The sequence below is a fragment of the Ochrobactrum chromiisoli genome (assembly GCF_026241335.1).
Taxonomy (GTDB): Bacteria; Pseudomonadota; Alphaproteobacteria; order Rhizobiales; family Rhizobiaceae; genus Brucella; species Brucella chromiisoli.
Genome location: NZ_JAPHAV010000021.1, coordinates 15,256 through 32,846 on the forward strand (window position 1 = coordinate 15,256; position 17,591 = coordinate 32,846).

A 17,591-nucleotide genomic window follows, 5' to 3' on the forward strand; every position below is an offset into this window, starting at 1 on the left:
ACCGGTTTTCTGATAACGACATGTTTGTACAAAAGAAACAAAGCGCATCGCGCTTTAATCAACGCTTCTGAGCTTTTGTCGTCAGTGCCACACCAAAGGCGATGACGACAGCACCTATCCATGTGAGCAACGGATAGTTTTCGCCCAGAAACAGCGTGCCGGAAATCAGCCCAAGCGCTGCGGCCACATAGCCGATCTGGCTGAGATAAACCGGCCCGCCGACCGCCTGTAAGCGAAAAAACAGAGCAAACATGCCTGCTGCCGCAACCCCTTGCGCCACAGCAGTGAGCGGCGCAAGCGCCAGTGTCTCAATCGGAAAATCGCCGTTAAACAACAACATACCAATCAACAGCATCACAGCCGCGGCCAGATGGCTGCCTGAAGCAAGCTCCGTCGGATCAGCATTTTTCGGCCAGTCAAGCGTGCGATAGACATTTCCCATCGCCAGAAACACCGGAATGAGAAGCGCTAATCCGATCCAGAGCGGATCGGCAGGCTTGCCGACTTCGCCACGCGTCATTGCCACCATAATGGCACCGATAAAGCCCACGATAATCCCTGCAATGCCGAGCGCATTGGGGCGACGAAGGCCAAAGCCCATCGAGATCAGAAGCGTGATCACCGGCGATAGCGTGTACATTATGCCGGTAAATCCGGCTCCAAGTCGCGGGATTGCCGACAGGATCAGCAGATTAGGAACCGCATAGGAAATCGCAGCCGTACAAATGTAATAGCGCAACCTGTGGCCGGAAATGCCGACCCGCTTTTTGCTCAAAAGCAAAGCCACAAGCAGAATAACTCCGGCACTGGCTGAAAACAAAAATGTCCAGATTGTCGGCGGAACCCCCGCTTCAGCGGCGATTTTTCCAAGAGGCAAAATAAGCCCCAGAAGCGTGCCTGTGGCAAGCAGCAAGAAAGGCGCGGAATCCATCAGTTTCATGCGCCATATCCTCTCACGCAGTCAAAGTCTTTAAGTATCAGTTTTTATCTTCCGGGAAGACAGGCAATGGCATCACATCGACGCCATCTTCAATGAGAGAATGAACGTCTTCTTTGGACGCTTCTCCGTAAATGCCCCGCGCTTCGGTTTCACCAAAGTGGATTTTACGCGCTTCTTCCGCAAATTTATCGCCAACATAATCCGCATTTTCGCGAACCTTGCGGCTCAACGCGCGCATTTGTTCAAGCGCCTGCTTCTGCGCCTCACCGAGGGCAATCGCCACCTGCTCTTTTGAGCGGCTGGTGGAGACGGCAGGCGCCATCAGCGATTTTCGAATTTCAGGCGAATTGCAGACAGGGCAAGAGACGAGTTTGCGCTCCGACTGCCGATCGAAGTCGGCATTGTCACGAAACCAGCCTTCAAATTCATGGCCGTGATCGCAATGAAGCGAAAAGCGGATCATGGATTATACGTCCTCTTTCTCTTGAACAACCTTCACAGAAAACTCACGTGCATTCTTGAGGTTCGGAACCTTGGCGCGTGCGGCGGCACTCTCGCTCACATCAATATCGGCAACAATGACACCCGGCTCATCATGCGCCGCTTCTGCCAAGACCTTGCCCCAAGGGGAAACGATCAGCGAATGCCCATAGGTCTCGCGACCATCCTCATGCACACCACCTTGCGCAGCCGAAATCAGGAACGCGCCATTTTCAATCGCACGCGCACGCTGCAAAACATGCCAGTGCGCTTCACCGGTCTGACGCGTGAATGCAGCAGGCCCGGTAATCACATTGGCGCCTGCCAGCGCCTGCGCACGAAACAGTTGCGGAAAACGGATATCATAGCACACCGCCATGCCAACATGAGCAAAAGGCAGTTCGGCAATCACCGTTTCCTTGCCCGGCTCATAGGTTGCTGATTCGCGCCAGCTTTCGCCGTTGTCGAGATCAACATCGAACATATGCACCTTGTCATAGGTTGCGATCTTCTCACCCGATGGCGCAAAGATGCCGCCACGATTGGCAATCTTGCCGTCACCGGCGGCAATCGCCGTCGAACCAATATGCAGATAAATGCCGTACTTCTTTGCAAGTTCTGACGCGGCCTTAAAGACCAGATCTTCCTTTTCATCGCGCAGACTTGCAAAAAGCGCTGCACGATCACGCATCAGCGCGCCGGTCATTTCCGGGGTCTGCACATAGTGAGCACCCTTTGCCGCAGCATCGGAAACCAGTTTTTCCATCGCCTCGACATTGCGGGCCACATCCGTGCCCGAACGCATCTGAACCGCAGCAGCGCGAAAAGTGCTCATAAGTGTCTCCCCCTTCATAATCTTAATTCAGTTCGCCAGTCGCAAGCAGACCATCAAGCTTGCCTGCATTATCGAGAGCAAACAGATCATCGCAACCGCCCACATGCACCGAACCGACAAAAATCTGCGGGAAGGTATTGCGGCCCGAACGCTGCTGCATTTCCGCACGCAGTTCAGGTGTAGCGCCTGCATTAATTTCGTTAAACGCAACGCCCTTGTTCTTCAAAAGACCGACTGCACGCGTGCAATATGGGCAGCCAGGGCGGGTATAGATGGTGACATCAGTCATGTAAAACTCCATTCGTTGGCCTCTATATAATGGCAAAACAACGATCTGGAAGCCCCTGATGCGTTCACGAATCCGGTAGAACCCGGCTGAATGTCAGCACATCCACGCTTTTTGCGCCACCGCGCAAGAGCGCACGTGTTGCAGCTTTCGCCGTTGATCCTGTCGTATAAACATCATCGATCAACAAGACCCTCCGTCCGCGCACATGAATATCGTGCTCCTTTGGCACGCGGAAAGCACCGTCAACATTGCGCTTTCGCTCTTTCAAACCAAGCCCGATCTGCTGATTTGTCTGACGAATACGCCTTATGGCCTGTGGTTCATAAGGCTTGCCACTGAGTTGCGCCAAGCTGCGCGCCAGCTCTGCCGACTGGTTAAACCGCCGCGACCAGAAACGCCATTTGTGCAACGGCACCGGCAAAATGACATCGCACTCATCCAGCAATTCCCGTCCGGCACGCTGCATCCAGCGTGCCATCCATGGTGCTAAATCCGTGCGGTCATGAAACTTAAGCGAGACAGCAATGCGCTGCGCAGCCCCTCTGTGAAGCACCGCAGAGCGCAGACGCCGAAACGGCGGCGGATTGGCGATTGCTTCCGCGCTCATGAAATTCTCGCCAAAATCATGATTAAACGGAATGCCAAGCACCGGGCAGTAAGGCTTTTCGATAAAGCGCAGCTGTGACCAGCACTCAGGGCAAAGCGTTCCGGGTTCGGAAACCTCTATACGGCAACCGATACAGCTTGCTGGAAACAGAATATCCGCAGAACGGCGCAAACCAACACGCACCGCGTTAAACGCCGTCGTTTTCAGCCTCAACACCAAGCTTTGATGCGACCTGTCGTCATCAACCATTGCATTCGCCCCCGTTCGAATGCATCTACGCCCTTATCCATATTACCGACGCATATCCGAAAGAGAAGACGGAATCGCAATGGCAGCCCCCTCATCCGCTCAATCGTCAGAAAATGCGATTTTTGATCGCGACCTCCAGCTGGCGTTCCGCCGCCGCGCTTTCAGGCATGCTGTGAAGGGTGCAGACTTTTTGTTGCGCAGAGTGGCTGACGATCTGGAAGACCGGCTTGCTGCTGTCGAGCGCCACTTCTCCGTTGCCATTGATCTTGCCGGTCACAACGGTCTTGCAGCAGGCGCTCTTGCTCATTCAGGCAAAGCAGACATGATTTTACGCATCGAACGCGATGCAGCTTTTCTCTCCGGTCCTTTTCCGGCCATTGTCGCCGATGAAGAAGCCCTGCCACTGAAACCCCAAAGTGCCGATCTGATTGTTTCACTGCTGTCGCTGCATTCAACCAATGATACGCCGGGCGCGATGATACAAATCGCCCGCGCGTTGAAACCGGATGGCCTGTTTCTTGCTGCACTCAGCGGCAATGGAACATTGGGCGAATTGCGGGAAAGCCTTTTGCAGGCGGAAATTGAACTGACGGGTGGCGCAAGTCCGCGCATATTCCCTTTTGCAGATGTGCGTGATGTCGGCGGTCTTTTGCAACGCGCGGGTTTTGCGCTGCCGGTAACAGACGTGGATAATGTGACGGTCCGCTATGACAGCATTTTCAACCTGATGGCCGATCTGCGCGCCATGGGCATGCAGAATGTGTTGCGCGATCGCTCGCGCAAACCAGTCTCGAAAAAACTGTTCCTGCGTGCAGCAGAAATTTATGCCGAGCGGTTCAGCGATCCCGATGGGCGTATTCGTGCCACCTTCTCGACAGTCTGGCTGTCAGGCTGGGCACCACATGAATCGCAGCAAAAGCCATTAAAGCCCGGCTCTGCCAAGGCTTCACTGGCCGATGCATTAAAGAATGTGGAATGAATCTTTCAGCAGTCGCCACTATGCGTGCCATCTGGATCAATCACGCAGATTGGGCGAACGGGTGCCTTGCGGGCGACGTAAGTGTCACGCTTGACTGATCCGGTCATGGTGCGATCGACACCGGCAGGCAGTACTGATTGCGATGCAACCTTGTTCGCCTGATCGTTTAAAACCGGAACAATAATCAACGCCAACGCGACCGCAGCCGACCCAAACAGCAAGACAACGCGTAAAATGCTGCCGCCCGCTTTTGAGAGTGGGCCCGGCTTATATTCGTTATGATCTGCACTAAAATAATTGTTGTCAAAACTCATGACATAAACTCCGAGGCACTTGTTTTAAACAATGCCGCAGCGGAGTGAATCATCGATTAACGCAGAAGGTTAACGTCAACGATTTGTCAGCTATTTTGAAGCTTTCCACAGGCTCAAAGCAGATCAATCAAAAACGGGATCAGCGGCTCATCGGCTGGCGGCATCGGATAATCGCGCATATCCTTCGGACGCACCCATTTCAGGGCCTGTCCTTCCAGCCCTTGCGCAACACCTTCAAAGCGACGGCAGACATAAAGCGGCATCAGAAGATGAAAATCATCATATGTGTGGCTGGCAAAGGTCAGCGGCGCCAGACAGGCCACCTTGGTCGTCACGCCAATTTCTTCTTCGAGTTCACGGATCAGCGTTTCTTCCGGCGTTTCACCAGCTTCGACCTTGCCTCCGGGAAACTCCCAGAGACCTGCCAGAGACTTGCCTTGCGGGCGCTGCGCGAGAAGCACACGCCCATCAGCATCCACAAGCGCGCAGGCGGCCACCAGCACGATGCGCCGGGCTTTTATCTCGCTCATTTCTCATTGCTCTCCCGATAAGCGTAACGATAGGCTTCCTGAAAGCCAAAGCGCTCGTAAAGCGCCAGTCCGGCAACATTATCCGCCTCAATCTGAAGCCAGGCTTTTTGGGCACCGAGTTGCTTTGCCCATTTGAGCGTCGCGCCGATGATAGCGCGACCATGACCGGCGCGGCGTGCATCCGGCAAAGTCCCAACATCGAACAGCCCCGCCATGACACCATCCTGCACGCAAAGCACATTGGAGACCGCCCGTCCGTCCTCTTCGAGAATAAACATACCCTTGTTGGGGCGAATGCCATCCAGCAGCTCGCAGAAACCCGGACGAAGTTCAGCGGGGCGCCCGTGAATGATGAGCGAAGCCTCGACGAAGCGGCCAATATCTTTGAGCGGAATCTGATCGCGCTCCTGCGAGAGATCAATATCATCCAGATTGGAAGTCATGACGATGGTTTCATCGCGACGCTCCCATCCCAGACCTTCAAGATAATCTTCAAGCTCGACAGGTGCGAGTGGCGAAAGCCTGAAACACGGCACCCGTCCGTAAACGCGAAAACGCTGCGATGCCTGTTCGATACGCGCCGGAATATCGCGCGTATCACCCGGATCAAGCGGATTAACCGAATTGAGCCGCTTTGAAGGATGTGCAGCCGTCATGCGTATCGCCCACGTTCCGTCATAATGAACGGACGTGGCAGGCCATGCACGAAAGCCAACGGCCTCCAGCTGGCGAACGATAGCAAGATTTGACATATTCAAACTCTCTCCAAGCTTAGCTGCGATAGTCGCCGTTGATCGCCACATATTCCTTGGTCAGATCGCAGGTCCAGACGGTCGCCTTGCCCTTCCCGATCCCCAGATCGACGCGAATGAGAATATCCTCGCCCTGCATATAGGCAGACGTCGCCTCTTCCGAATAAGCCGGATCGCGTTCGCCCTGATGCGCCACGCGAATATCGCCAAACCAGATCGCCAGCAGATCGCGATCAGCCGGTTCACCCGCTTTACCAACAGCCATGACCACACGGCCCCAATTGGCATCTTCACCGGCAACCGCCGTTTTGACCAAGGGTGAATTGGCAATTGAAAGCGCGATTTTCTTCGCAGAAGCGGCGGACTTTGCACCGCTCACTTCAATTTCGACCATCTTGCGCGCACCTTCGCCATCACGCACGACCTGAAGTGCCAGCGACTTCAAAACGCGCGCCAGCGCCTTTTTGAAATCACCCAGACGCTTGTCGGAAGCATCGGTAATTTCGGGTGCACCGCGTTCTGCAGCCGATCCTGTTGCAAACAGCATCAGCGTATCAGAAGTGGATGTATCACTATCAACTGTTACCGCATTGAACGTCGAACCAACGCCCTTGGAAAGCAGGCTCTGCAAGACATCCGCCTTAATCGGTGCATCGGTAACGACAAAAGAAAGCATGGTTGCCATGTCAGGTGCGATCATACCCGCACCCTTGGCAATGCCATTGATCGTCACCGGAACCTGGCCGAGCAGCACCGTTTCGGTCGCCACTTTCGGATAAGTATCGGTTGTCATGATGGCCTTGGCGGCTTCTGTCCAGAGATCGTCGCTGGCAGATTTTGCCATGTCACCCAGAAGACCCGAGAACTTCGACGCATCCAGCGGCTCGCCGATCACACCGGTGGAGGCAAGAAACACATCTGTCGTCTTGCATCCAACAGCCTTGGCGGCAGCCTCTGCGGTTGCTTGCGTGGCCGCCCGACCTTTGAGACCTGTGAAGGCATTGGCATTGCCTGAATTGACCACAACCGCACGCGCCTTGCCATGCACCAGGTTCTGGCGGCAGAAATCAACCGGTGCAGACGGGCAGAGCGAACGGGTGAAAACACCGGCTGCCTCCGCAGGCTTGTCAAAGACCATCAGCATGACATCCGTGCGGCCCTTATATTTGATACCGGCTGCAGCCGTCGCGATGCGGACGCCGTGAATAACAGGCATGGATGGATAATGTTTGGGGGCGAGCGGTGATACGGACGCAGACATGATTGCCTCTGAACAGATGCGATTTGATTCTGTCGCATTGGAAAGGTTTGCAGCACAAAATCAAGCTTTAACTAACGTTCAACAAAAAACGCCCCGGACTTCCGGGGCGCTTTGTGAATTCATAATTTACTGCTGTGGTTGAGCGGCATCAGGCGAATCGCCTTTATCCGCCGCTTCCTGAGCGGCGGCCGCTTCCTTCATCGCTTTATCGACGGCAGGATCCTTATATTCGATCTTCAAGCCATCGCGCAGCTTCTTGACGGCCTCGACATAACGCTCACGCATGATGATCGAACGAATCTGGTCGGAAACCTGATCAAATGCCGGCGGCTGCTTGGTGCGGCGATCTTCAAGCTGAATGACGTGGAAGCCAAACTGCGTCTGCACCGGCTCCTTGGTGTATTCACCCGGCTTGAGGGCAAAAGCGGCCTTTTCAAATTCCGGAACCATCTGGCCTTCGGAGAAATAACCAAGATCACCACCATTGGCGGCAGTGCCATCGGTGGAGTTTTCTTTGGCGAGATCTTCAAACTTCGCACCACCTTCAAGCTTCTTGATGATGGCTTCCGCTTCTTCCTTGGTCTTGACGAGAATGTGACGAGCACGCACTTCAGTCTGTGGAGGAATGGCCGCGATTTCCTTGTCGTAACGCGCACGAACATCGGCATCGGAAATCTTGTCGACAATCGCATCCTTGAAATATTCATTGTGCAGCGCACGTTCACGCAGGAATTCCATGCGCTTCTTGAAGTCCTCGCTCTGATCGAGCTTTTCTTTCACGGCTTCTCCAGCCATCGCCTTGATGTCGATGAGCGCTGCAAGAGCGGCCAGACGGCGCTGCTCGGCTGGAAGACGTGCAAACTGCGGATCAAGATCGCCTGCAGCCTGATCAACGTCACCGACAGTAATGTCCTTACCGCCGACGGTGGCCAGAACCTTTGCCGGATCTTCGGAAGCAGCCGCAGACTGTGCTGCCTCTGCGGGTTTCGCTGCATCCTGTGCAAAGACAGCCGAACTGGAAAAACCAGCGAGTGCAACCGAGGTTGCAAGAACGGCAAGTGCCTTGCGATAAGGGGCTTTGAGAATGGCTTTCATATGAGATTCTCTCCTTCGAGACCACCTAACGGCCCCATTAATGCGGCAGAATTTGGCCCTGAAACACACTTATTAGTGAGAAAAGACAGGTTTTGCGTCTTATCGAGCAACATTGACATCGCTCGAAGCCCCTCTTATCTGTCCTTCGTCTTGTCGTCCAGTAAGCGACCGGGCGAATTGCGCTAAAACGCGCCGTTTCTGGCAGCGTTGACAGCGTAGTTTTCTTGCATTTGTTTCAATACGCGTGAATAAAGCATTCGACAAAGCATTATCAGCAAAAGTGCGCAGCGGTTTTGCGTTCGAAAATGCGACAAAACAAAGAGTTAGAGCCTTTCGCGAATTTCGGTGAAATCGAGAGAGGCCATGACGCCGGAAGCGCTTCCGGCTGAACGGACAGGAAAGGACCAGGAATGGTCAGCTTTGGCGGCCTCGCCCGCAAGATATTCGGTTCATCCAACGACCGCCATGTGAAATCATTGCGCGTTCGTGCGGAACAGATTACTGCGCTTGAGAAGAATTACGAAGCCCTAACCGATGAACAGCTACAGGCGAAGACTGCGGAATTCCGTGCAGAACTCGCTCAGGGCAAAAAGCTGGATGCACTGCTTCCCGACGCTTTTGCAACGGCGCGTGAAGCGGCCAAGCGTGTGCTCGGTATGCGCCCGTTCGATGTCCAGCTGATCGGCGGCATGGTTCTGCACGAACGCGGTATCGCCGAAATGCGCACCGGTGAAGGCAAGACGCTGATGGCAACGCTGCCTGTCTACCTCAACGCTCTTGAAGGCAAGGGCGTACATGTGGTGACAGTCAATGATTACCTTGCCAGCCGCGATGCCGAAACCATGGGAAAGCTTTATAACTTCCTGGGGCTGACCGTCGGTGTCATCAAGCACGGCCTCGATGACAATGAGCGTCAGGCTGCTTACGCCTGTGACATCACCTACGCCACCAACAACGAACTCGGTTTCGATTATCTGCGCGATAATATGAAATATGAGCGTGGCCAGATGGTGCAGCGCGGTCACAACTACGCCATCGTCGACGAAGTGGATTCGATCCTCATCGACGAAGCACGCACCCCGCTGATTATTTCCGGCCCGCTGGAAGATCGTTCAGACTTTTACAATCTCATCGACACATTCATTCCGGCACTTGAGCCGGAAGATTTTGAAATCGATGAAAAACAGAAGACCGCAATCTTCACCGAAGTCGGAACTGAAAAGGTTGAGCAGCTTCTGGAAGCTGCTGGCCATCTCAAAGGCGAAAGCCTCTACGACATCGAAAATGTTTCGGTTGTTCATCACCTCAACAATGCCCTTCGCGCGCACAAGCTGTTCCAGCGTGACAAGGACTATATCGTCCGCAATGATGAAATCATCATCATTGACGAATTCACCGGCCGCATGATGCCGGGCCGCCGCTTCTCGGAAGGTCTGCATCAGGCACTGGAAGCCAAGGAACATGTGACCATCCAGCCTGAAAATCAGACGCTGGCTTCGATCACCTTCCAGAACTACTTCCGCATGTATACCAAGCTCTCCGGCATGACCGGTACGGCTGCCACGGAAGCGGAAGAGTTCGGCAATATTTACAGTCTCGACGTTCTTGAAATTCCGACCAACCTGCCGGTCAAGCGCATTGATGAAGACGACGAAGTCTATCGCACCGTCGAAGAGAAATACAAAGCCATCGTCCGTGACATTCGCGCCTCCCACGAAAAGGGCCAGCCTGTTCTTGTCGGCACGACTTCGATTGAAAAGTCGGAACTTCTGGCTGAGCGCCTGCGCAAGGACGGCATCAAAGACTTCCAGGTCCTCAACGCCCGTTACCATGAGCAGGAAGCTTTCATCATTGCACAGGCCGGTGTTCCGGGTGCAATTACGATTGCCACCAATATGGCTGGTCGCGGTACGGATATTCAGCTTGGCGGCAATCTTGAAATGCGCGTGCAGCGCGAGCTTTCAGATGTACCGGAAGGTCCAGAACGCACTGCCAAAATTGCAGAACTCAAGGCCGATATTGCAAGGCTGAAGGAAAAGGCACTGGCTGCAGGTGGCCTGTATGTTCTTGCCACAGAACGCCATGAAAGCCGCCGCATCGATAACCAGCTGCGCGGTCGTTCCGGCCGTCAGGGCGATCCGGGCCGTTCAAAATTCTTCCTGTCGCTTCAGGATGATTTGATGCGTATCTTCGGCTCCGACCGTATGGACGGCATGCTGCAGAAGCTGGGTCTCAAGGAAGACGAAGCGATCGTGCATCCATGGATCAACAAGGCGCTTGAAAAGGCGCAGACCAAGGTGGAAGCGCGGAACTTCGAAATCCGCAAGAACCTGCTCAAATACGATGACGTGATGAATGATCAGCGTAAGGTAATCTTCGAGCAGCGCCTTGAAATCATGGACGACGAAGACCTGACCGATACCGTGGCGGAGATGCGTCACGAAGTGATCGAAGATATGGTCGCGCTTCGGATCCCGAAAGATGCTTACGCTGAAAAATGGGATATTGCCGGCCTCAAGGACGACATTCTCACCAAGTTGAACCTCGCTCTTCCTGTGGACGAATGGGCCAAGGAAGAAGGTATCGCCGAAGAAGAGTTTGAAGCCCGGATCAAGGAAGCCGCGGACAAGGCCGCAGCCGAGAAGGCAGAACGCTTCGGCCCGCAGATCATGACATACATCGAAAAGTCAGTGATCATGCAGTCACTCGATAACCTCTGGCGCGAACATCTGGTCAATCTTGACCATTTACGTTCGGTCGTTGGTTTCCGTGGCTATGCACAGCGCGATCCGCTGAACGAGTACAAGACGGAAGGCTTCGAACTGTTTCAGGCCCTGCTTGCAAACCTGCGTGAAGTGGTCATTACCCAGCTGATGCGCGTCGAAATCGTGCGCGAAGCCCCGCCAGAGCCCGAGCTTCCGCCAATGACTGGCGTCCACATCGATGGAACCACCGGCGAGAATGATTTTGATGAGAATTCATGGGCCGAACATCAGCAGGATGAGCGTATCATTCCAGCCAGTGAACGCGATCCCGCCGATCCAAGGACCTGGGGCAAGATCAGCCGCAACGAAGCCTGCCCGTGCGGCTCTGGCAAGAAATACAAGCATTGCCACGGCGCGTTTGACTAAGCCACGCCCGAAACATGCTCCTTAAAACCAAAACCCGGCGCACAATCGCCGGGTTTTTATTATAAACATCATGGTAGTCCGCCTTGTTAATTAGAAATTGCGAAATCACCGATATATTCACGAAGTAATTACCATTTCAAAATTTTGGCTTCACTTTCGCACAGGAGGCCGTTTCTTTTTACCTTTATAAAGAACTGGCATCTAATGTTCAGCCATCGCAGGCCGAAAAATACGGGATGCGGTAAAACGGTGATCCTTCAGAAGATCACCGGAAAGAATGGGCCTGAAATAAAGGTCGCAACAAACAGGGTTGGCAACAAGTGCGTTTATCTGCCGCGAATGCAGCAAGCCGGAATTTATCTGGCAGGATCGCAACGAAACATCGTTCTGTGACGGGGCGGGTCGATCGTTTTTTGCTGTTTCCAAGGACGTCGATGCGCGCTCAGCGTTTATCGCTGCTGGCGGTGTTCATGCGCTTTGCAATGGCAGAAAATGCCCGCAGCAATACCTCTGAGGAGAGTTTGTAATGGCAGCAAAACCTTTGCTCGAGGAATCCGCAGGTGGACACACTGCACGCATTATTTCGCAACTCGCTGAAACACTGCCTGCCAGGGATGCGACCAAACGGCTGGAGGAAAGCCTTAGCAGCCGCGCCATTCCGCGCAAGCTCGCAATCTATGGCGCATCCGCAGGCTTTGAACTGCGCGACGAGCTTGATCATCTAAGCAACCGCACAATAGAGCCGAACATCTTCTTTAATGCACGCTTTCTCGCGCCCGCTATGCCGCGCCTTGAAGATCGCGAAGTGCGCTTCATGGTTATGCGTGACGAAAATGACGTGCGCAGCCGCCTGCGTTTCGTCATGCCCTATACGATTGAGCGTCCCGGCTTTCCCCTGTCATCGCCCGTTATTCGCGCATGGGCCACACCATTTGGCCCTCAGGGCACTCCGCTGATCGATCATGACGATCCTTTGGGCGTTCTTGAAGATCTGTTCGATATTCTGGCCCGCGATCATATCAAAATGCCGGAAGTGCTTGTACTGCCAGAAATGCGCGCTGACGGCCCGGTTGCAAAATTGATCCGTTCCGTGGCTGTCGGACGGCAATTGCCGATTGTCTCCATTGAGCGAAAAGAGCGGCCATTCCTTAAGAGCGATCTTGATGGTGAGACCTATGTCAAGCAAGCCATTGGCCCGCATCATCGCCGCGAATATGCCCGGCTGTGGCGTCGTCTTGCCGAGAAAGGCGAACTGGCCTATCGCATCGCAAGAAAGCCTGACGAAGTGCGCCACACATTCGAGCATTTTCTGACGCTTGAAGCGAGCGGCTGGAAAGGGCGGCGCGGCACGGCCATGGCGGTCGACCGTTTCCGCGCGGCTTTCGCACGTGAGGCGGTCAACAATCTGGCCGAGCGCGATTGCGTGCGCATCCACACACTTGAATTCAATGGTCGCGTGATTGCGATCCTGATCGTCTTCACGGTTTCAGGCGAAGCATGGACCTGGAAAACGGCCTTTGATGAAACGCTTCAAGCCTATTCGCCCGGCATGCTGCTGATGATTGAAGTGGTGAAAAACCATCTCGAAGACCCCAACATCACACGCACCGATTCCTGTGCGGTGCCCGACCACCCGGTTATGTCGCGCTTGTTTGAGGAGCGTGAAACCATTGAAACGCTTGTTGTCGGACTTCATCCGGGCGCAGACAAGCATGTTCGTCAGGCGGCGGCGCAAATTCATCTTTATCAGCGCACGCGCAATCTCACCCGGATTATTCGAAATAGAATCCGCAATTTTACCGATCGGAAATAAAAGTCACATTTACTTGAGAAATCAAAAAGCTGTGCTATCATTTGTTTCAGGAGAGCGCCTGTAAACTATTTTGGCAGGTGAAATTGAGGGTATAAATTGATTGGCTCCGGGTTTTACTCGAAAGCAATTAAGTAAAAATATAAACACGCCCCTCTTTCGCTGCTTCACAAAAACCAAAGCGCCTCCTGTGGGAAGGAGATGCGCTATGTTGGAATATCTTTCATACCTGAAAACACTTGACCTCATCGTGTTGGGCCTCATTGCATGTCTGGTCTGCTGGAATATTGTCGAGCACAATATCCGCCGCTAGAGCATGTCGCGAAAAAGTGGGAACCGCCTTCGCGGAGAAATCCGTCCGCCGATCTGATTTCTATTCGCGCTACGGTCCGAGAATGGCATGCGTGAAAACAAACAGATAGAGCATTTCCAATAGTTTAATCAAAACAGGAAATGCTTTAAGCGCAGGAAGCAATTTACACCTTCGAGCGCGTGATGATATGTGTGAAACAGTTTTTAAAACACGCTGCGCGACCACACAGACAATCAGAACGCCGATCTGTTTCAACCGGACTGACGAGCGATCAGGAGACTGTGGACTGCGCGTCGTGAAAAACCTGAAACTATAATCAGTCAGGCGCCCGAGGGCGATTGACGTTGTTTCGTTTAGCCGGTATATCCCTCCCCGCTGTCCGTTTTTGGACCATATCAAACTGCTTAAGCAGTCACGTGCGGGTGTGGTGGAACTGGTAGACGCGCCGGACTCAAAATCCGGTTCCGAAAGGAGTGTCGGTTCGATTCCGACCACCCGCACCATTTAATTCAATAAAACGTATATTTTACAAATACTTAGCGAGAATAATTATTCGCCAGCCCCTACCGTGGCCCCTACTTTTTTGCTCAGTTGGCCGTTTGATAAACTTTGATATTAAATCAATCGTCCTCGCGCGCGTGCGCGTACTGCTCCCGAAAGTGATTCATACGACAACCAGTCTTTCCCATATTCGCTCAATGGCGTTATTCGGGCTGGCGATAGGGCTTGATTACCTTGATTGTTTTTCAAGTCGGCGCGCGGATGGCGGCATGATTTCCTTCGATTAAATTCAAAGCCTATCGACGGAATGCAAAGCACCATGTCAAAAAAATTCATCAAATACGCCAGAAGCGAACCCTCAAAACCTTCAAAACTATAGGCGGCACAGAAAAAATATCGAAAACGCCCCTAAGCGGAACCTTCAAAACCCTCAAAACCCCTTCCTTGCTGACGCTGCTCAAAATGGACAGTCAGCAAATCGCAGTATTTTACTGGGCTGCCCCGGCGAAGGCGTGTCTCCAAAATTGGATAGACCCTTGCATCTGCGCATCTGCATCGGGGCAATCAGCACCCCTGAAAGACTCAAACTGTATTAGGGTAATCTTAGGGTAAGCCCTCACGCGCGTGCGCGTATTGGTCCCGAAATAGCTAACGGACCAATAACACGCTCTAATTGGGTCGCTTGAACCAGAGGAAACCAAGCCATCGGGCCGGTTCAGTCAAAACGTGATTAGCAAGCCATTTCTTGTGATATTCGTGATTGGGTACCAAATACACCGCTTCTGGCAAAACCTTTGGCGCCGAGTTCGCATACGGGAGATTAAAACGCATCCTCCAACCGGCATTTTTCCTCACTCTAGTTGCATGTTCAACCAGATCCTTTGCCAGCACATCCGAGAAAAATAAGAAGTCATCTAAAACCTCGAGAGAACCACTACACCAATCCTTATATCGGCTATCCTGACCGTGTTGAGTTTCCAAAGACAGATAGATAGGAGCAACGTAGCTGATTGGTTTCCCCTGTAGCTCTTTCCTGAGGTCATCATGGGCCGCAATCAGATGGTTAAATGCCTGTTGCGCTTGAAGTAATTCTGATAGCGCAGCGAGAGGTCTGCCATTAAGAGTCAGTTTTCCAAATACTAACGCTGACAATTCAGCTAATGGGAAATGTATAGCAGGGGGAGTTTGCAAGTGAATTTCAATTTCTTTAACACCTTTTTTGATCTGCTCCCTTGTCTCGCTCCACTTTTCAAATAAAGGCAGATAATGCTGCTTTTTCAAGCTGGCCGCTTGATTAAAAATTACTGCAGTTAAGCTATGGGCTGCATTCGCAGTATTTATAGCCTCCGTTATTCTTTGGAGCCTCATCTGCTTGTTAATTGATCGTTGTGCTCCCCAAGCGCCAAAATACGCACCCAAACCACCAATCAGTGCGGTTGATCCGACAAACGCCCAAGCAGCTTGTTGCTGAACTAGCGCATTGAGCAGCCAATCCAATTTCACACTTAAAAAGTGAAATGCTTCCCAAAAATAACAGACCATGTTCCCCGCCCAATAGTTAAGCGAACTGCGCGTGAAATCGCACTGCACATATTCGCAGCTTTCTATATCAGGAATTACTTACAGGGCGAGACCGTACATTGAACCTATTTCAAGTGGTACACATCACCTAGAAACGGCCCTGGCAGTGTATGCCTTTCGGCAATGCCCTTCGCAGTATGGGTGTCCATTTTGGACGACCTCGCCACAGAACAGGTGAAGCTCTCCAGCCTGCGCACGATTAACCGGCCACTTGCATTGATTGCGTGAAAGCTCAACCAGCGGGAAGTCTGAGGCTTGTCGGGACTGGTTCATGCGCCTATTCCTCCCAATATCCGGCCAAATTCTTCCCGCTCCTCTACAAAATCCTCGTCGGTGTGCTCAAAGTCTGCATCACCGTCAATCTGATCGAGAAGCGCGATAGCTTCATCAATCCATTGCTCCAGAAACAGGCGGCGTAGTCGGTTAATGGCAGGGCTGTTCATTTGGTACCCTCGTCCTTCGGGAACAGGGCAAAGGCCATGCGCCTTGCTGCTTTGAGGATGAGAATTGCGAGGGTCACGCGGATCAGGGTCATCATGACACCTCAACCAAGGTGTCCATCTGTCGGCAGGCTTCCTCAGTCTCGGATTGCCTAATGCGCTCCAGATCGGCGGCAGAAGGCGGACAATAGTTTCCCTCACCTTCAACCAGTCCAAGCCCTTTGAGGCTATCGAGAATATGAGTGAAGTCGCAACCGGAATGGCAGCGCAATAATAGCCTCCCGTCCGATCCGTCCGATAAACTCAGGCTAGGCCGCTTGTCGCCATGAGCCGGACAGCGCGCAACGCCATACCGACCATGCCAGTGACCACCCAGAGCGCGGGTAATCTCTCTGGCGTTCGTCATTCTGCTGCCTCCGCATCCATTTCAGGACGGGAAACCTCAGAACGCAGCACATAGCGGGCATGGGTGCCGCTGAATGGGCCAGTGTGTTCCTCGTGAACTGTTTCGATATTGACGCCGAAACTACGCAGCTTGAACACATAGGCTGACCAGCGAGGAGCCGGATTGTCGATTGGTGTGCAGCCAGCGTCACCGGCATTGATAAGGTTTTCCAGCGCCCAACGGTCTCGGCCTTTCACGCGAATGGAAAAAGGCTCTGCCCCGCGATTGGTCACACGATAAATACGAGAACCCCAGAGGGAATTTTTAGAAGTCATCTGCCTATCCTTTGGAATTGCACCAAAGAACGGGAGGGGCTATTGTGATTGAGAGAGTTCAATAAGCCCTTCGGCCCCGTCCTTGTCTGGCGGGGTCGTTTTTTATACAGCGTGGCGTTTGGCTTTGGCGTCTTCGATTGCTGCGTTGATTTCCGACTGCGCCCAGCGGGAAAGACTGCCCATCTTGATAGGCTTCGGCAGCGTGCCGTCAGCAATACGGCGGTAAAAAGTAGGGATGCTCACCTGAAGGATTTTAGCACCTTCACGGGCAGTCAAAAAGAGGGTCGGTGATTTGCATTTGTCGGCCCTGATAATCATTGATAACGGGCTGAACTTAGGCGAACAAAATCAGGAGAACCGACGGTTCTGGCCGGCATTTCTGGCTAACCGATGGTAGAATACGAATTTGGTAATGAACCAGTGGCTATTTCGAGAATATGCAAAGAAGCACTGGTTCTCTTTTTCCTATCCTATTGATTTTATTAAACTCCTCTTGCAATAATCAGGAACTGAGTAATCCACTCATCGTACCATTCATCACTTAACGGCTTGCGTCTTTCCACAAACAAGCTGGTGCTGTTCTCGGCATCATGCTTGGCTGCAAGCTGTTTTGCCTTACGTCTGCGCTCCCTATCTGAGAGCCTGTTCCAAAAAGGGTTGAGCGATTACAGTAGGTTATGATCCAATCGGATTGCTTACATTCGATGGAGATCACAATGGCCTGGACAGTAACCGCTCGCCGCCACTATGTACGTCGCAATTCG

At 52.9% G+C, this 17,591-nt stretch carries 18 protein-coding genes, 1 tRNA gene and 2 pseudogenes; 5 read left to right on the plus strand and 16 right to left on the minus strand.

Translation table 11 applies throughout. The features are described from left to right. Positions 1-58 precede the first annotated feature (58 nt). The 5 genes from OPR82_RS21060 to OPR82_RS21080 all read right to left on the minus strand — a co-directional run bounded on the left by OPR82_RS21060 (position 59) and on the right by OPR82_RS21080 (position 3,400). Positions 59-940, minus strand: coding sequence for a DMT family transporter (locus OPR82_RS21060; RefSeq protein ID WP_265986916.1), 882 nt, complete (start codon positions 938-940; stop codon positions 59-61). Positions 941-977: 37 nt separating this feature from the next. After that, the gene (locus tag OPR82_RS21065; RefSeq protein ID WP_265986917.1) at positions 978-1,403 is read right to left on the minus strand and encodes a DUF1178 family protein; all 426 of its coding nucleotides are present in this window, start codon (positions 1,401-1,403) and stop codon (positions 978-980) included. A 3-nt stretch (positions 1,404-1,406) separates the two neighbouring features. Beyond that, positions 1,407-2,255, minus strand: a complete 849-nt coding sequence (locus OPR82_RS21070; protein WP_265986918.1) for a carbon-nitrogen hydrolase family protein — start codon at positions 2,253-2,255, stop codon at positions 1,407-1,409. A gap of 22 nt (positions 2,256-2,277) precedes the next feature. Next, entirely contained in the window at positions 2,278-2,544 is a 267-nt protein-coding gene (gene grxC / locus OPR82_RS21075; RefSeq protein WP_265986919.1) for a glutaredoxin 3, read from the minus strand. A gap of 64 nt (positions 2,545-2,608) precedes the next feature. Then, the gene (locus tag OPR82_RS21080) at positions 2,609-3,400 is read right to left on the minus strand and encodes a ComF family protein (protein WP_265986920.1); all 792 of its coding nucleotides are present in this window, start codon (positions 3,398-3,400) and stop codon (positions 2,609-2,611) included. Between the two features lie 79 nt (positions 3,401-3,479). On the opposite strand from OPR82_RS21080, the gene OPR82_RS21085 reads away from it, so the two are divergent. Continuing rightward, positions 3,480-4,379, plus strand: a complete 900-nt coding sequence (locus OPR82_RS21085) for a methyltransferase domain-containing protein (protein WP_265986921.1) — start codon at positions 3,480-3,482, stop codon at positions 4,377-4,379. Between the two features lie 5 nt (positions 4,380-4,384). Here the strand turns inward: OPR82_RS21085 and OPR82_RS21090 are convergent, their stop codons facing one another. The 5 genes from OPR82_RS21090 to OPR82_RS21110 all read right to left on the minus strand — a co-directional run bounded on the left by OPR82_RS21090 (position 4,385) and on the right by OPR82_RS21110 (position 8,331). After that, positions 4,385-4,693: a hypothetical protein gene (locus OPR82_RS21090; protein WP_265986922.1), complete on the minus strand. Its 309-nt coding sequence runs from the start codon at positions 4,691-4,693 to the stop codon at positions 4,385-4,387. Positions 4,694-4,806: 113 nt separating this feature from the next. Further along, positions 4,807-5,223: a (deoxy)nucleoside triphosphate pyrophosphohydrolase gene (locus OPR82_RS21095; RefSeq protein WP_265986923.1), complete on the minus strand. Its 417-nt coding sequence runs from the start codon at positions 5,221-5,223 to the stop codon at positions 4,807-4,809. Further along, positions 5,220-5,975: a GNAT family N-acetyltransferase gene (locus OPR82_RS21100; protein WP_265986925.1), complete on the minus strand. Its 756-nt coding sequence runs from the start codon at positions 5,973-5,975 to the stop codon at positions 5,220-5,222. Before OPR82_RS21100 ends, OPR82_RS21095 begins: the two co-directional genes overlap by 4 nt. A 19-nt stretch (positions 5,976-5,994) precedes the next feature. Next, entirely contained in the window at positions 5,995-7,236 is a 1,242-nt protein-coding gene (gene argJ / locus OPR82_RS21105; RefSeq protein WP_265986927.1) for a bifunctional glutamate N-acetyltransferase/amino-acid acetyltransferase ArgJ, read from the minus strand. 126 nt (positions 7,237-7,362) lie between these two features. Continuing rightward, positions 7,363-8,331 carry a peptidylprolyl isomerase gene (locus OPR82_RS21110; protein WP_265986929.1) on the minus strand — a complete coding sequence of 323 codons (969 nt, stop codon included), beginning with the start codon at positions 8,329-8,331 and terminating at the stop codon, positions 7,363-7,365. 410 nt (positions 8,332-8,741) lie between these two features. On the opposite strand from OPR82_RS21110, the gene secA reads away from it, so the two are divergent. The 4 genes from secA to OPR82_RS21130 all read left to right on the plus strand — a co-directional run bounded on the left by secA (position 8,742) and on the right by OPR82_RS21130 (position 14,088). Continuing rightward, on the plus strand, positions 8,742-11,462 hold the full coding sequence (gene secA / locus OPR82_RS21115; protein WP_265986930.1) for a preprotein translocase subunit SecA: 2,721 nt from the start codon (positions 8,742-8,744) through the stop codon (positions 11,460-11,462). Between the two features lie 320 nt (positions 11,463-11,782). Next, the gene (locus OPR82_RS21120) at positions 11,783-11,989 is read left to right on the plus strand and encodes a hypothetical protein (RefSeq protein ID WP_265986932.1); all 207 of its coding nucleotides are present in this window, start codon (positions 11,783-11,785) and stop codon (positions 11,987-11,989) included. Beyond that, positions 11,989-13,275 carry a type IV secretion system effector crotonyl transferase BspF gene (bspF, locus tag OPR82_RS21125; RefSeq protein WP_265986933.1) on the plus strand — a complete coding sequence of 429 codons (1,287 nt, stop codon included), beginning with the start codon at positions 11,989-11,991 and terminating at the stop codon, positions 13,273-13,275. The genes OPR82_RS21120 and bspF overlap by 1 nt, the downstream gene beginning before the upstream one ends. 728 nt (positions 13,276-14,003) lie before the next feature. Further along, a tRNA-Leu gene (locus OPR82_RS21130) sits at positions 14,004-14,088 on the plus strand. Positions 14,089-14,755: 667 nt separating this feature from the next. Here the strand turns inward: OPR82_RS21130 and OPR82_RS21135 are convergent. The 6 genes and pseudogenes from OPR82_RS21135 to OPR82_RS21160 all read right to left on the minus strand — a co-directional run bounded on the left by OPR82_RS21135 (position 14,756) and on the right by OPR82_RS21160 (position 17,125). Beyond that, positions 14,756-15,628 (minus strand): hypothetical protein, encoded by an 873-nt coding sequence (locus OPR82_RS21135; protein ID WP_265986934.1) that lies wholly within the window; start codon positions 15,626-15,628, stop codon positions 14,756-14,758. A 123-nt stretch (positions 15,629-15,751) separates the two neighbouring features. Then, the gene (locus OPR82_RS21140; RefSeq protein WP_265986935.1) at positions 15,752-15,940 is read right to left on the minus strand and encodes a GcrA family cell cycle regulator; all 189 of its coding nucleotides are present in this window, start codon (positions 15,938-15,940) and stop codon (positions 15,752-15,754) included. Beyond that, positions 15,937-16,110 carry a hypothetical protein gene (locus OPR82_RS21145; RefSeq protein WP_265986936.1) on the minus strand — a complete coding sequence of 58 codons (174 nt, stop codon included), beginning with the start codon at positions 16,108-16,110 and terminating at the stop codon, positions 15,937-15,939. Before OPR82_RS21145 ends, OPR82_RS21140 begins: the two co-directional genes overlap by 4 nt. Before the next feature lie 118 nt (positions 16,111-16,228). Further along, positions 16,229-16,513: pseudogene (locus OPR82_RS21150) on the minus strand (DUF7146 domain-containing protein); the annotation flags it as partial. Next, positions 16,510-16,827 carry a winged helix domain-containing protein gene (locus OPR82_RS21155; protein ID WP_265986937.1) on the minus strand — a complete coding sequence of 106 codons (318 nt, stop codon included), beginning with the start codon at positions 16,825-16,827 and terminating at the stop codon, positions 16,510-16,512. The gene OPR82_RS21155 and the pseudogene OPR82_RS21150, both read right to left, overlap by 4 nt. Positions 16,828-16,929: 102 nt before the next feature. After that, positions 16,930-17,125, minus strand: a pseudogene (locus tag OPR82_RS21160) (helix-turn-helix transcriptional regulator). Positions 17,126-17,591 lie beyond the last annotated feature (466 nt).

Excerpts from the sequence above, each read along its gene's own strand:
- OPR82_RS21060 (WP_265986916.1), bottom strand. The coding sequence starts at position 940 with ATGAAACTGATGGATTCCGCGCCTTTCTTGCTGCTTGCCACAGGCACG.
- OPR82_RS21065 (WP_265986917.1), bottom strand. The coding sequence starts at position 1,403 with ATGATCCGCTTTTCGCTTCATTGCGATCACGGCCATGAATTTGAAGGC.
- OPR82_RS21070 (WP_265986918.1), bottom strand. The coding sequence starts at position 2,255 with ATGAGCACTTTTCGCGCTGCTGCGGTTCAGATGCGTTCGGGCACGGAT.
- grxC (WP_265986919.1), bottom strand. The coding sequence starts at position 2,544 with ATGACTGATGTCACCATCTATACCCGCCCTGGCTGCCCATATTGCACG.
- OPR82_RS21080 (WP_265986920.1), bottom strand. The coding sequence starts at position 3,400 with ATGGTTGATGACGACAGGTCGCATCAAAGCTTGGTGTTGAGGCTGAAA.
- OPR82_RS21085 (WP_265986921.1), top strand. The coding sequence starts at position 3,480 with ATGGCAGCCCCCTCATCCGCTCAATCGTCAGAAAATGCGATTTTTGAT.
- OPR82_RS21090 (WP_265986922.1), bottom strand. The coding sequence starts at position 4,693 with ATGAGTTTTGACAACAATTATTTTAGTGCAGATCATAACGAATATAAG.
- OPR82_RS21095 (WP_265986923.1), bottom strand. The coding sequence starts at position 5,223 with ATGAGCGAGATAAAAGCCCGGCGCATCGTGCTGGTGGCCGCCTGCGCG.
- OPR82_RS21100 (WP_265986925.1), bottom strand. The coding sequence starts at position 5,975 with ATGTCAAATCTTGCTATCGTTCGCCAGCTGGAGGCCGTTGGCTTTCGT.
- argJ (WP_265986927.1), bottom strand. The coding sequence starts at position 7,236 with ATGTCTGCGTCCGTATCACCGCTCGCCCCCAAACATTATCCATCCATG.
- OPR82_RS21110 (WP_265986929.1), bottom strand. The coding sequence starts at position 8,331 with ATGAAAGCCATTCTCAAAGCCCCTTATCGCAAGGCACTTGCCGTTCTT.
- secA (WP_265986930.1), top strand. The coding sequence starts at position 8,742 with ATGGTCAGCTTTGGCGGCCTCGCCCGCAAGATATTCGGTTCATCCAAC.
- bspF (WP_265986933.1), top strand. The coding sequence starts at position 11,989 with ATGGCAGCAAAACCTTTGCTCGAGGAATCCGCAGGTGGACACACTGCA.
- OPR82_RS21135 (WP_265986934.1), bottom strand. The coding sequence starts at position 15,628 with ATGGTCTGTTATTTTTGGGAAGCATTTCACTTTTTAAGTGTGAAATTG.
- OPR82_RS21140 (WP_265986935.1), bottom strand. The coding sequence starts at position 15,940 with ATGAACCAGTCCCGACAAGCCTCAGACTTCCCGCTGGTTGAGCTTTCA.
- OPR82_RS21145 (WP_265986936.1), bottom strand. The coding sequence starts at position 16,110 with ATGAACAGCCCTGCCATTAACCGACTACGCCGCCTGTTTCTGGAGCAA.
- OPR82_RS21155 (WP_265986937.1), bottom strand. The coding sequence starts at position 16,827 with ATGACTTCTAAAAATTCCCTCTGGGGTTCTCGTATTTATCGTGTGACC.